Annotated in this window: 12 protein-coding genes; 6 read left to right on the forward strand and 6 right to left on the reverse strand. The window is 48.4% G+C overall.

From position 1 onward, the window contains the following. Window positions 1-160: 160 nt before the first annotated feature. Entirely contained in the window at window positions 161-1,750 is a 1,590-nt protein-coding gene (locus tag IQE94_RS13870; RefSeq protein ID WP_194073021.1) for a glycoside hydrolase family 57 protein, read from the forward strand. A gap of 80 nt (window positions 1,751-1,830) precedes the next feature. Next, window positions 1,831-2,976 carry a family 10 glycosylhydrolase gene (locus IQE94_RS13875; RefSeq protein WP_223342155.1) on the forward strand — a complete coding sequence of 382 codons (1,146 nt, stop codon included), beginning with the start codon at window positions 1,831-1,833 and terminating at the stop codon, window positions 2,974-2,976. Window positions 2,977-3,237: 261 nt separating this feature from the next. On the opposite strand, the gene IQE94_RS13880 is transcribed toward IQE94_RS13875, so the two are convergent. From IQE94_RS13880 to IQE94_RS13890, 3 genes are all read right to left on the reverse strand, one after another. Then, the gene (locus tag IQE94_RS13880) at window positions 3,238-4,329 is read right to left on the reverse strand and encodes an ABC transporter ATP-binding protein (RefSeq protein ID WP_212720911.1); all 1,092 of its coding nucleotides are present in this window, start codon (window positions 4,327-4,329) and stop codon (window positions 3,238-3,240) included. Between the two features lie 122 nt (window positions 4,330-4,451). Then, complete coding sequence (gene stpA / locus IQE94_RS13885) at window positions 4,452-5,720, reverse strand: glucosylglycerol 3-phosphatase (protein WP_212720909.1); 1,269 nt, start codon at window positions 5,718-5,720, stop codon at window positions 4,452-4,454. A gap of 38 nt (window positions 5,721-5,758) precedes the next feature. After that, window positions 5,759-7,024 (reverse strand): EAL domain-containing protein, encoded by a 1,266-nt coding sequence (locus tag IQE94_RS13890; protein ID WP_212720907.1) that lies wholly within the window; start codon window positions 7,022-7,024, stop codon window positions 5,759-5,761. Window positions 7,025-7,254: 230 nt separating this feature from the next. Here IQE94_RS13890 and leuC point away from each other — a divergent pair, with 230 nt between their 5' ends. Continuing rightward, entirely contained in the window at window positions 7,255-8,661 is a 1,407-nt protein-coding gene (gene leuC / locus IQE94_RS13895) for a 3-isopropylmalate dehydratase large subunit (protein WP_212720906.1), read from the forward strand. Between the two features lie 292 nt (window positions 8,662-8,953). Here leuC and IQE94_RS13900 read toward each other — a convergent pair whose 3' ends face one another. The 3 genes from IQE94_RS13900 to IQE94_RS13910 form a co-directional block, all read right to left on the reverse strand. Further along, entirely contained in the window at window positions 8,954-10,273 is a 1,320-nt protein-coding gene (locus IQE94_RS13900) for an FAD-binding oxidoreductase (RefSeq protein WP_212720904.1), read from the reverse strand. A 34-nt stretch (window positions 10,274-10,307) separates the two neighbouring features. Continuing rightward, window positions 10,308-11,219 (reverse strand): D-alanyl-D-alanine carboxypeptidase/D-alanyl-D-alanine-endopeptidase, encoded by a 912-nt coding sequence (gene dacB / locus IQE94_RS13905; protein ID WP_223342156.1) that lies wholly within the window; start codon window positions 11,217-11,219, stop codon window positions 10,308-10,310. Between the two features lie 270 nt (window positions 11,220-11,489). Then, window positions 11,490-11,684 (reverse strand): hypothetical protein, encoded by a 195-nt coding sequence (locus IQE94_RS13910; protein ID WP_194073690.1) that lies wholly within the window; start codon window positions 11,682-11,684, stop codon window positions 11,490-11,492. A gap of 242 nt (window positions 11,685-11,926) precedes the next feature. Between IQE94_RS13910 and IQE94_RS13915 the strand changes: the two genes are divergently transcribed. The 3 genes from IQE94_RS13915 (at window position 11,927) to IQE94_RS13925 (ending at window position 13,708) form a co-directional block, all read left to right on the forward strand. Further along, window positions 11,927-12,604, forward strand: coding sequence for a uracil-DNA glycosylase family protein (locus IQE94_RS13915; protein ID WP_212720900.1), 678 nt, complete (start codon window positions 11,927-11,929; stop codon window positions 12,602-12,604). A gap of 49 nt (window positions 12,605-12,653) precedes the next feature. Further along, complete coding sequence (locus IQE94_RS13920; RefSeq protein ID WP_212720898.1) at window positions 12,654-13,313, forward strand: SDR family oxidoreductase; 660 nt, start codon at window positions 12,654-12,656, stop codon at window positions 13,311-13,313. 128 nt (window positions 13,314-13,441) lie between these two features. Next, a complete protein-coding gene (locus IQE94_RS13925; protein WP_212720897.1) occupies window positions 13,442-13,708 on the forward strand; it encodes a hypothetical protein in 267 nt (88 codons plus the stop codon). The last annotated feature ends 16 nt before the right edge of the window (window positions 13,709-13,724 follow it).

Below are 13,724 nucleotides of genomic sequence, written 5' to 3' on the forward strand. Positions count from 1 at the left end.
GGAAGCAATGGGCTATGGGGTGTATTATATCGAGCTTGGCTAAATGATCCCCCCCGATCCCCGCCATCTGAGGCAAAGTTTTCCCGGGCCATATTTTGATAAGATTGGCTACAAGTTAGCCGCTAACTTTGTACTATCCCGCATCAGGTGCGTAACTCCTATGGCTCTTGGCTATGTTGCCCTTGTCCTCCACGCCCATCTTCCCTTCGTTCGGCACCCAGAAAGCGATTATGTTTTGGAGGAGGAATGGTTATACGAAGCCATCACAGAGACCTATATTCCCCTTATCCATGTATTTGAAGGTTTGAAGCGGGATGGGGTAGATTTTAAAATTACCATGAGCATGACGCCGCCGTTGGTTTCTATGCTCCGGGATCCCCTGTTGCAAAGGCGTTATGAAGCCCATTTATCCTTGTTGCAGGAATTATTAGAAAAAGAAATTGTTCGTAATGAACATAACGGCCATCTACAGTATTTAGCTAATTTCTACGCCCAGGAATTTGCCACCATTCGGGAAACCTGGGAGCGTTACGACGGGGATTTAGTTACAGCTTTTAAACAGTTTCAAGACAGCAATAATCTGGAAATTATTACTTGTGGTGCCACCCATGGATACTTTCCTTTGATGAAAATGTATCCCCAGGCAGTGTGGTCCCAAATTAAGGTGGCTTGTGAGCATTATGAAGAAAACTTTGGGCGATCGCCAAAGGGCATTTGGTTGCCGGAGTGTGCCTATTACGAAGGGGTGGAAAGAATGCTGGCCGATGCGGGTCTGCGGTATTTTCTGGTAGATGGCCATGGCATTTTATACGCCCGTCCCCGACCCCGGTTTGGCACCTATGCCCCCATCTTTACTGAAACAGGGGTGGCCGCCTTTGGCCGGGACCATGAATCTTCCCAACAGGTGTGGTCTTCCCAGGTGGGTTATCCAGGGGATCCGGTTTATCGGGAATTTTATAAAGATTTGGGCTGGGAAGCGGAGTATGAGTACATCAAGCCCTACATCATGCCCAACGGTCAGCGGAAAAATATTGGCATCAAATATCACAAAATCACCAGTCGGGATGGGGGACTGTCGGAAAAGGCTTGGTACGATCCCTACTGGGCCAAAGAAAAGGCCGCTGAACACGCTGCTAACTTTATGTACAACCGCCAGCAACAGGTAGGCCACCTAGCGGGTATTATGGGACGTCCTCCCCTGGTCGTGTCCCCCTACGATGCGGAACTGTTTGGCCATTGGTGGTACGAAGGCCCGTGGTTTATTGACTATCTATTCCGCAAATCCTGGTTTGATCAAGACACGTTTGAGATGACCCATTTGGCGGACTATCTGCGGGGGAATCCCAACCAACAGGTTTGTCGTCCTTCCCAATCCAGTTGGGGTTATAAAGGTTTCCATGAATATTGGCTTAATGAAACCAATGCTTGGATTTATCCCCATCTACATAAAGCCGCCGAGCGTATGATTGACTTGAGTTATCGAGAGGCGGTGGATGAGCTGGAAGAACGGGCTTTAAACCAAGCGGCGCGGGAATTGTTGCTGGCCCAATCCTCCGACTGGGCGTTTATTATGCGGACGGGAACCATGGTGCCCTATGCGGTACGCCGTACCCGTTCCCATCTGTTGCGCTTTGATAAATTGTTTGATGATATTCGAGCTGGCAAGGTGGATGCGGGTTGGCTAGAAAAGGTAGAAGTTATGGACAATATTTTTCCTAGCATCAACTATCGAGTTTATCGACCGATTTAAACTTAAATTATGTAATGTTTAAGTTTTGTTTTCGAAAATTCTTGCGGGGTTTAGGATTATTCTTACTGACAGTTAGCCTCATGGTTGGCACAGTTTTGCTGTGGGAAAATTCCCTGGCTTCCCCCACTAAAGTTCGGGGAGTTTGGTTGACCAATGTCGATAGCAATGTGCTTTATGATTCCGCTCAATTAAAAACGGCGATCGCCGACTTGAAAAGGACTAACTTCAACACCCTTTACCCGACGGTGTGGAACGATGGCCATACCCTCTATCCCAGTGTGGTGGCCCAACAATGGTTAGGGCAAAACCAAGATCCCAAACTAGGCGATCGGGACATGTTGGCGGAGGTAATTAGCTTAGGCAAAGAAAAATCTTTGCGGGTTATTCCCTGGTTTGAATTTGGCTTTATGGCCCCGGCGGAGAGTGAGTGGATCAAAAACCATCCCCATTGGTTGACCGCCAATGCTCAGGGGGAAACTATTTGGCTCGAAGGGGGCGTTATCCCTCGGGTGTGGTTAAATCCTCTCCATCCCGAAGTACAACAGCTAATTACTACTTTATTGGTGGATTTGGTCCGTCGGTACGATGTCGATGGTATTCAATTGGACGATCATTTTGGTTATCCCTACAATTTTGGTTATGACCCCATCACTGTTGAGTTATACCGCCAAGAGACAGGCAATGAACCGCCCCCGGACCCTGAGTTAAACCTAAATCAAAACTGCGTTAGCTCCGACCCTGTTTGGCAGCAATGGACCGATTGGCGATCGACGAAGATTAGTCGTTATGTACGAAATTTAGTACCCATTTTGAAAGCGGTAAAATCGGATTTGACCATTTCCATTTCCCCCAATCCCCAAACCTTCTCTAAAAATTGCTTTTTATTAGATTGGCAAACTTGGCATCAAGCCGGGGTGGTGGATGAGTTGGTTTTACAGATTTACCGAGAAAAACAAGCCGCTTTTACCGGGGAATTACAACAATCTTCAGTGCAACAAACTAAAGTGGAAATCCCCGTAGTGGTGGGCATTTTGAGTGGCTTAAAAAATCGTCCTATTCCTCCCCAGAGAATTCAACAGCAAGCCCAATGGGTTGATGATCAAGATTTTGCCGGCACCTCTTTCTTTTTCTATGAAAGTTTATGGAATCTAGAAGCAGAAACCAGTACTAACTCCTTTGGTTTACGGCAACAGTGGCAAAGATTATATCGACAACTCAACCGTTAAATTTATGGCTTATTGGGTAACAACTGGGAAGGTTTAGAAAAGTAGTTACAGCAAACTCTGAATCAACTTGATACACACATGACAGTAGTAACGATTATTTTGTAAGGGTTTTGCTGTGCTGCTCAGATACCGTAACCGCTGTAACCCTTTGAAAAAATGTTTGAAAATCTCTCCTGATTGCCCAAGCTTGGGGATAAATCAAATACAAATCCTCCAGCCCCAGGTAATTTAGGAGAAAAACTAAAGCTTCGCCAACAATTTCTAAGTAATAGCCGTTTCCATTTCCCGATCAAAGTAGTAGAAGCGGTGAGCATCAACCACAAACTTAACTGAGTCTTTTTGTTTAATCTCTACCCTGGGATCAATGCGAGCCACAAATTCTGTGCCGGCGGCGGTTTGGGCATAAACAATCAATTCATTACCCATCATTTCCACTAGGTTAATGGTGGCGGGTAATTCCATGGGCTCAATTTCTAGCGGTAAGTACTGGGGATGATAAATATTTTCAGGGCGAATACCGAGGGTAATGGCACGATCGCCGTTTTTGGCCACGGTTTCTGGTAATGGTAGGGCCACACCATCCAAATTGAGTTTTTCTTCCTCTGCTTGACTTGATCTTTCCACCTGAAAAAAGTTCATGGCGGGGCTGCCAATGAAACCGGCCACAAATAGGTTAGCGGGCTGATTGTATAAATTAGCGGGACTATCCACCTGTTGCAAAATACCATCCTTCATCACGGCAATACGATCGCCCATGGTCATGGCTTCCACCTGGTCGTGGGTAACGTAAATGAAGGTAGTGGCCAGATCGCTGTGGAGTTTGCTGATTTCCTTGCGGGCCTGCACCCGGAGCATGGCATCTAAGTTGGAAAGGGGTTCATCCATTAAAAACACGGAGGGTTTACGCACAATGGCCCTGCCCACTGCCACTCGCTGCCGTTGCCCTCCAGATAATTCTTTGGGCTTGCGGTGCAGTAATTTTTCAATGCCTAACAATTCAGCGGCGCTGTGAACCCGTTGCTTAATTTCGTCTTTGGACTTGCCTTGTAAATCGAGACTAAAGGCCATATTGTCATAGACGCTCATGTGGGGATAGAGAGCATAGGACTGGAACACCATGGCAATGTCTCGATCCTTGGGAGATAGTTCATTCACCCGGCGATCGCCAATGCAGATTTGTCCTTGACTAACGGTTTCCAGCCCGGCCAAAAGTCTTAGAGAAGTGGTTTTGCCACAACCGGACGGCCCCACAAACACTAAAAACTCCCCGTCCTCAATTTCCAAATTCAAATTATTAACGGCAACATAATCACCAAACTGTTTAGTTACCTGTTCAAAACTGACACTAGCCATAGGCAAAAGTTACGATACAACAAAAAAATCAAACGGTTCAAACTAACTGGTGCGACTCCGTCCATAATTCCCTGGAAAGGAAGAACCTAGGGCAATTACAGAGGACGGCTCAACCACTGCAACTACTGGGAAAAATGGGTTCGTCGGCGCTGGGCCGCCTGTTTAAACGCCGCGACATACTGGTCATGGCCACCGGGAAAAGCCACATTAATCTTCAATGGATCTTCCCTGTCCCGCATATCCCCAGGGCCGGCCACCACTTGGGTTTGCCCTGCCACGGTTTCTAATTGCAGAGGTTGACGGTTTTTTACCTCCCCCTGGGAACTGTCCACATACACCACTAAGTTACCCTGATTTCCCAAATCTCCCAAGTCTTGGATTAGTTGCAAAAATTGGCGATCGCTCCCGCCGCGTCGAATTTCACCGGTAGTTTCATCCACCTGGCTAGTGATCGTATCCCCAACCCCAATGATCAAGGGCATCAAGTCCAGATCAAATTTCGTTTTCACCAAATGCAACAAATCCTGGTGGGATGGGGGGGCTTGGCGAGCACTAAAACTTTCCCCCAAAGGATATTGCCCCGTCCGACTGTGGTAGTAACGGTTCAGCAAGGCCAAAACCCCTGCTTCTTTGACCCCCCCCTGCAACATAAACTGAAAGTCGGTGGTGCCGGAATTCCCAGCCTTGGCCCAACGAATAATTTCCTTACCCTGTTCATCCCGGCCCAAATTAGGAGCATAGTGGACGAAAAAACTGTTACCCAAATCCTGACCCGCTGCATCTGCCATTAGTTGGTCCAATAATTGGGCCATGGTTTCCTGCAAATCCCGGTAAATTTGCGGACTGTCTTGCAATAAATTAGCCAAGGTATTTAGATTTGCTGTGGGGGAAGCCACATTATCTAAAACCGAAGCATCGATGCCCATTTCCAACTGCTCCGGAGAAAGTACCCCGGCATGGTTACTAAAAAATTGCCGTAAACAGCTCTTGATTTTTGATGGCACCGCCGCTAAAAACTCCAACTCCGTTTGCCCTACTCCAGGATGACTCACGTTGCCATGGCGATCCTGCCACTGCACTCCCCCGGCCGCCAAACCAGGCAAATATAGCCCTTCCTGTTGCACAAAAGGTACATCCCCAAAGGCCCGTTCCGCAATGCCCTGTACTCCTCTTTTCCCAACATGCTCCCCATTGGTCAATACATAAAAATGGTCAGCGAAGAGGGTGGTGGCCCGGACATAATCAGCATCAAGGCGACGGCTGAGGGGATTCTGCACTAGCTCCATGCAAACCCCATCCAGGTCTTGGATAATGAGTAAATTTTCAGTTTGGGCTAAGGTTTGACAAAAAGCTCCATGGTCGAGGGAGAAACGTTGTTGGTGTAATACCATTATTGATTTGATTAATTTTTCGCATCTTGACTGGACTATCAGCGGCGTAGGGGCAAAATAGGACTGTCTGTGCCCTGGCTTAACAACTCGTTGAAATCCGCCACTGGTAGAGGACGACTAAAAAGATAGCCTTGCAACTCGTCACACCTCATGTCCGCAATGGTATCGTATTCTGCCCAGGTTTCAACCCCTTCAGCCACTACCCGCAAATCCAGTTCGTGGGCCAGGTTGATAATCGAGGCGGTGATAGTTTTATTTTTGGCGTTTTTGTCAATGTGACGAACAAAGCTTTGATCTATTTTCAGAACGTCAAAGGGGAACTGTTGTAGATAACTCAGGGAAGAGTAACCAGTGCCAAAGTCGTCGATCGCCACGCTGAAGCCCTCGGCCCGGAGTTCATTTAACTGGTCAATAGAATCCTGGACATTTTTCACCAACAGGGTTTCCGTTAATTCCACTTCCAATTGTTGGGGACTAACATCATACTTTTGGGTGCCGAGCCGCAAAATGCAAATTAGATCTTCTCCATGGAATTGTTGGGCAGAAATATTGATCGCCACTTTCAGCGGATCCAGCCCTAGGTATTGCCATTGCTGGCACTGACGTAACGCTGTTTCAATCACCCATTCCCCCACCACGCTGATAAAGCCTGTTTTTTCGGCGATCGGGATGAAAATTCCTGGAGAAACAAAACCTTTACGGGGATGATGCCAACGGATGAGCGCTTCACAGCCGATCAAACAATGGTTGTGAATGGCTACTTTCGGTTGGTAAAAGAGACAAACTTGTCCGGTGTTTAAACCTACTTCCAAATCCCGCCAAATTTCTGCCTCATCGGGGGTTAGGGTCGGTGTGCCTGTGCTACTGGAGCGGCGACGCCTATCGCTGGACGAAAGGAGCAGATTTCTCTGGTAAAAGGCTGACAACTTGGCTTGTTTTTGCAAACGGCTATTAACCGCATTCAGCAAATCTTCTTGTTTAAAGGGCTTAATCAGATAATCATCCGCTCCGGAATTCATCCCCTTGCGAAAATCTTGCATAGTTCCCAGGGCCGTGAGAAAAATGAAGGGAATGGCCGCTGTTTTAGGGTCTTGCTGTAGAGCCGTAATCAAGCCGTGGCCGTCCATTTCCGGCATCATCACATCACAGATGATTAAATCGGGCATCACCTCCAGAGAGTTGAGTAGCCCCAAGGCCACAACCCCATTTTCCGCTTCTAGAATCCCGTAGTTTTCCAAACTCAGAGTCTCCCCAATCAACTCCCGGATAATACTTTCATCCTCGACAACTAAAATAGTACTCATAGGGATTAATCAATCAAATCTTTGTCGGGGGTGCCAGGGCAGTTTCTCAAGCTGGCTCTGACTGTCATCCTAGCCTAATTTCCCCGATTTCAAGACCAAATTAACTTGATTTTTCTCCTTTACTGTCCCTAGGTGCAGGTTGTCAGGTCAGGCTAAGATGGTGATAGTTACTACGACTACCTATCCTCCATTCATTTTCCCTCGGCGATCGCCCTGTCTAGACTTCCACTATGAGCGCAAGAACCTTATTTGATAAAGTTTGGGATCTCCACACCATCAGTGTTTTGCCATCGGGTCAAACCCAACTCTTCATCGGGTTGCACCTGATCCACGAAGTCACCAGTCCCCAGGCCTTTGCCATGCTGAAGGAGCGGGGGTTGCGGGTTATGTATCCAGAAAGAACAGTGGCCACAGTGGACCACATTGTACCAACGGAAAATCAACAACGGCCTTTTCAGGATTCCCTAGCCGAAGAAATGATGCAGGCTTTGGAGGTCAATACTAAGGCCCATAATATTCGCTTCCATCCCATTGGCTCCGGCAATCAAGGCATTGTCCACGTCATTGCCCCGGAACAGGGCCTAACTCAACCGGGTATGACCATTGCCTGTGGCGACTCCCACACTTCAACCCACGGAGCCTTCGGAGCGATCGCCTTTGGCATTGGCACTTCCCAAGTACGGGACGTGTTAGCGGCCCAGAGTTTGAGCTTAAACAAGTTAAAGGTGAGAAAAATTGAGGTTGACGGTGATTTGGCGCCTGGGGTCTACGCCAAGGATGTTATTCTCCACATTATCCGCAAATTGGGCGTTAAGGGTGGTGTGGGCTATGCCTACGAATATGCTGGGTCAACCTTTGCCAACCTGGACATGGAAGAACGCATGACCGTTTGCAATATGTCCATTGAGGGGGGAGCCCGCTGTGGTTATATCAACCCAGATGAAGTGACCTTTGCATACCTGAAGGGGCGGGAGTTTGCTCCCCAAGGGGAAGATTGGGACAAGGCCTTGCAATGGTGGCGCAGTATCGCTAGTGACCCCGATGCAGTGTATGACGATGTGGTTTCCTTCCGGGCAGAGGACATTGAGCCCACCGTTACCTGGGGTATCACCCCCGGCCAAGGCATTGGTATTAGTGAACCTGTTCCCACCCTCGACAGCCTCGACCCCGATGACCAGGCGATCGCCAGCGAAGCCTACAAATATATGCAATTCCAGCCGGGACAGCCACTAAAGGGTACCAAGGTTGATGTTTGTTTCATTGGTAGTTGCACCAACGGCCGTTTGAGTGACCTGGAAGAAGCAGCTAAAGTAGCCAAGGGACATCAGGTGGCGGCAGGGGTAAAAGCCTTTGTGGTACCTGGTTCCGAACGGGTGAAGCAACAGGCCGAAGCAGCGGGATTAGATCAAATTTTTCAAGCGGCGGGCTTTGAATGGCGGGAAGCAGGCTGTTCCATGTGTTTGGCCATGAACCCAGATAAACTCCAGGGCGATCAACTGAGTGCTTCTTCCTCCAACCGCAATTTTAAGGGGCGTCAGGGTTCTGCCTCTGGTCGCACCTTGTTAATGAGTCCAGCTATGGTGGCAGCGGCGGCCATTACGGGGCAAGTGTCAGATGTGCGGGAACTAGTCGGCTAAGTGGATTAGTTGATTGCCTACCCAGGTTTAATCTGTATCCAAATACTCCTGCTCTACCATGAATATATTCTGTTATAGAGCAGGCACTTCTTGAATTTCTTCTCCAGAAAAGTTACCAAACCTTTGCCAAGAAAGATTAATTTTTGTATTCGTGATTAATCAGCCCAAACCTATCGTTTTGAGACAGGGTTAAAGGTGCGACAGACATGGCTTTTTCAGACCACGTCTTTTGTCACAATTATCTTTACTCTACCAACTAGACTCATAAAAGAGCGATAGCTAAATTAAGAGATCAATCGGTCAATTTGCCTGGGTTGAGTAAATTAAAAGGATCTACTTGCCGTTTAAAAATTAATTGGGATTCTGGCAGGGGTTGTACTGAACCTCCGGCCAAACTGTAGGTGTGGGGATTGGCAATTCTGGCCCCTAGATTTTGGTGAGCCGTCATAATCTCTTCTAGGAGATCGCCGTTGGTAAATTTAACCAAAGGAAAACCAGCCAAACACATTACCCCTTGGATACGCATCATTTCAATGTGGAACATAATCTCATCTTGAAAGAGTTTTTCTAGGGTAAGAATTTGTTCTAAATCTTGATAGAAAAATACCTGGAGATAGGTGAGATTGGAATCCATGGCCCTAGCCAACAGGGTGGTGTGGTTCCAATTAAATTCAATTAAACTAACTTTTTTGCCAAGGGCTTGGGGATTTTGCTCAAAAATAATTTGCCCTTTATTTGCTTTGGCTAATTCCGTAAAAGCTAGCCAGTCTAAGGCGGAAACAATCACCATTACCCAGTGGTCACCGGGCCGATAATAATTTTTTAAACCACTGAAATATTGCGGAATGGGATGGCCTTGAATGGAAATTTCCTTGCTAACAATGCCGTCCTGGTTGGCTAAATTTTGGGCAAAGGCGATCGCCGCTGATAGATCTGCAAAACTGACAATGGCTTCCTGCCAGGGTAAAGCCGGGGCCAGGGGTAAAGTAATTTCAGTGATAATGCCATTGGTGCCATAGCCGTGGATGACCGGTTGGGCCGCTTCACCAGCTAAAACCAGACGCTGGGGTTCCGCCTCCATGGTTAATACCGTTAGGCTCTGGACATTGCCGGGGTCAAATAGGGTGCCATAGTTGACTGCGCCGATGCCGGTACTGCCGCCACTGACAAAGCCCCCCACCGTAGCTGTTTGATAGGTAGAAGGTAACAACCGCAATTCCCAGCCCATTTGTTTAGCCTGCTGTTCTAGCTTGCCTAACTTTACTCCCGGCTCCACCACCGCTCGCCCTGGTTCCAGGCTAATAATCCTTTGCATAGGGGACAAATCCAACACAATGCCCCCCTGGAGGGGAACACATTGACCATAATTGCCCGTGCCTGCCCCCCGTACTGTGAGGGGAATTTGATTTGCCACACAGCAACGGATCACGGCGATCGCCTCTGGTTCTGATCGAGCCAACACCACCAGGTCTGCCTGTTTACCATGTAACTGCTCCACCAAAATAGGGCTGAAATGGGCGTAATCGCTGGATAGTTTTTGTCTTTGTTGGGGGTCTTGGATCACCTCCAAGCCCTGGGCCGTCAACGATGTCGCAATTGCTGACCAATCCATTTTTGTGATCCTTTACTAACTGTGGATTTGTGGATTAGTCGCAGGCTCCCATATTGTTAATTTGCACCACTAACTGGTCAATGGCCCGCACGAGGTTATCTCCGGAGCGGCTCCAATCGTTGGCCAAAATGCTGAAAACAACAGTGCCGTGGGCCGGGGTGTTAGCATAACCGGACAGAGCCCGTACCCCCCGCAGGGTGCCTGTTTTGGCGAAAACATTATTATGGGCCGTGGTGGCTTTCATCCGTCGGGCTAAAGTACCGTCCTGACCAGCGATCGGCATGGAAGAAACGAACAAACTACTATTGCTGCTGCGGTACATGGCCTGGAGGGTATCCACTAGGGAACGGGGCGTAGCCGCATTATTGCGGGACAAACCAGAACCGTCCGCCACCCGAAAACCCTGGGGATTAACCCCCAATTCTGCCACCGCTGCTTTAACGGCCCCTGGTCCGCCGACGGTGTTGAGCAACAGTTCTGCATAGCTGTTGTTGGAGCGTTTATTGGTGGTCATTACCCAGTTGCGGAGGGGCTGGGAACGCACTGTGGCATTGGGACCCAACCGTTGTAGAGCCGCCGCTGTGGTGAAAATCTTCGCGTTGGAAGCGGGAATAAAGAACTTATTTTCGTTATGGCTATATAGCACCCGGCGATCATCCAGCCTTTCCACCAACACGCCCCAATTAGGCATGGCCTTGGCTCCCACAACACGCTGCACAATGGGCTCAAAAGTAGCAGGGCAAGCCCCTTGGTAAATAGGGGAACCGATATTACCAAATCCCCCCGTTGGCATTTCCACTTCGATGGGAACGGACTGCCTACCCTGAAAATAGTCAACGCTGGCAAAGGTTTCTGGCTGGTCGGCTAAGGCTGGGGTGATGCTTAACAAGGCAGCGCTGGTGGCAAGGGCGCCAACTTTTAACCAGGGAAAACAATTCTTGATCATGGGCTTCCAATAAAGTTCAGAACCGCGAACCATGGAGGCGCAGATTACTTCGGGTCTGACCTTGGTCTAACCGCACAGGTAGTGCTACCTTCCATCTCTAGGTTTGGGCTTTTTTGTGACGCACCATTTTTGATGCAGCAAAGTCAGGATTATACCACCATTACCGACAACCATTGGCAGGCGATCGACGAAACCATCGTTCAGGACGAAATGAAAACTTCTTGGGCTGACCCTACTGGGGGAAATATCAGGAAATATTCAGTAGATCTCCTAACGGCGCTGGCGGGAGATGATTTTTTCTACCATGGCTTGGCTTTCATGCACGAGGCTATGGCATGGCCCAGGGGTTTGGGTTAGGGTAGGCACCAGGTTACGGGCCTGGAGAGTCATGTGCAGTTGCAGTTCCGCCACGTAATCACTGATGGCTTCTTGGGGCTGGGGAAGATCTACCGGGGTCGCTGACACTGTCCTTTTTCCTCCTTGAGCAATGCTGTTAACTAAAAAATAACTGAAAAGTATCCAATCGAGGGACTTGGGATTCCTATAAAAACTACCATGGCATTAGCGGAGACGCACACTTCTGCAACAGTCTTTAACATTTAGCTGTCTGTGGCCCTGGGACGTTTCCCTTTGGATTGGGCCATAGGTGCCCTAGTTTACTTCGCCAATTCTCTTATCAATCAGTTATTCAGTTTTTCCATTTTTCCATGTCAGAGCTTCAAACCCTGATCCGTAGTATTCGCCAAGAAGCAGAACGGGAGCCTTTTCCCCTGGATTCTCCCATTTACCAACAGGCCAGCAAGGATGCCCTGGAGCCGATTTTGTTCGGAGGGAATCTGGGTAGTCAGCTTTGTTTTTTTGGTCGAGATCTGGGAGCAGATGAGGTACGCCAAGGTCAACCCTTGATCGGAGCGGCGGGCCGCTTAGTGAGGAAGGGCTTTTTTGAAGCTTGGCAGGGTCGGGCGCCCAAAGGTCAAGACGATCTACAAACTGTTTGCCAAAGGATTTTGCTCACCAATACAGTGCCCTATAAGCCCCCGGAGAATAAGGCCTATTCCGTTAAGGTAAAGGAGCGGTTTCGTCCTTTTGTGGAGCAATTATTGGTGTTCCATTGGCAAGGCAAACAAATTATCACCCTGGGAACGGAAGCTTTTAAATGGTTTGCACCCTATGCTGCTAAGGGACAGTTGGATGAATTTTTTCGGGGTGGCGATCGCTATGAATCGTCCTTAGATGTGTTGATCAAAGCCAGCACAGGGACGGGCAAAACTAGTCAAAAAATTGTTAAATTAATGCCTTTACCCCATCCTTCACCGTTAAATAAGCGGTACTACGGGCAGTTTCCCAAAATGTTGCAACGGCGCTTGGCAGAAATTGCTTTCTAGGTTTAGGTTGAGGGCGGTTACATTACTCCAGAATCCATCAAATTTACCTATGAAAGTTTTAATTATCGGTGCCACCGGAGAAACGGGCAAACGGGTTGTCCATACCCTAATTGATCGCCAAATTGCAGTGCGGGCTTTGGTGCGGAACTATGACAGTGCCAAGGCGGTGTTACCCCTAGGAACGGAAATTATGGTGGGGGATTTGCTGGAACCGGAAACCATCAAGGCAGCGATCGCCGGTTGCACTGCGGTGATTAGTGCGGCCGGAGCCAGGCCCAGCGTGGATTTAACTGGGCCGTTTAAAGTGGACTATTTAGGCACCCGTAACCTAGTGGATGTGGCCAAAGCCAGTGACATTGAACAGTTGGTGCTGGTATCTTCTCTCTGTGTATCCAATTTCTTCCATCCCCTCAACCTGTTTGGTCTGATTTTGGTATGGAAACAGTGGGGCGAAAATTACCTCCGTCAGAGCGGCGTGCCCTACACCATTGTGCGGCCAGGGGGACTAAAAAATGAGGATAACGACAACGCTATCGTCATGGCTGGGGCAGATACATTATTTGAAGGCAGTATTCCCAGGCAAAAAGTAGCAGAGGTTTGTGTGGAATCTCTCCTTTGTCCTAGTGCCAAAAATAAAATTGTTGAAATTATCAGTAAGCCCGATATCCCAGTGCAATCCTTTGAGGAATTATTTGCAGTGGTGGCATAATCTCAACTTTAAAAATCAGAACTCACGTAATTTTAGGCTTTCAGCAGGATGAGGGGAATTTGGCCTTTGCCAGTGCGGAAAATCGAGATAATCTTAAGGGGCTATTTTGGCGATCGCCCTAAAATTTTATGGTTTTCCCTTCCCCCAACGGTGGCTCTAATGACGGTAATTCCAATCTGGATGAATATGATGATATCACTGGGGCCCGACGGGAGGAAGCCCTACGCAAAGCCCGCAATTGGTTTGTAATCCTAGTGGTGGGAGGGCTAATCCTGGGGGTCTTGGTGGCCTTTGGCGTGGTGCAAGTGCTCAATAGCCTCGGTCTAACGGAAAAACCCGATGCCCCCCTCCGCATTCAGATAGAACAAAACAATCAAAACCAGCCCCAGCAATAAATATTGCCCAATCCGT

Source organism: Synechocystis sp. PCC 7339 (assembly GCF_019924095.1).
Lineage (GTDB): Bacteria > Cyanobacteriota > Cyanobacteriia > Cyanobacteriales > Microcystaceae > Synechocystis.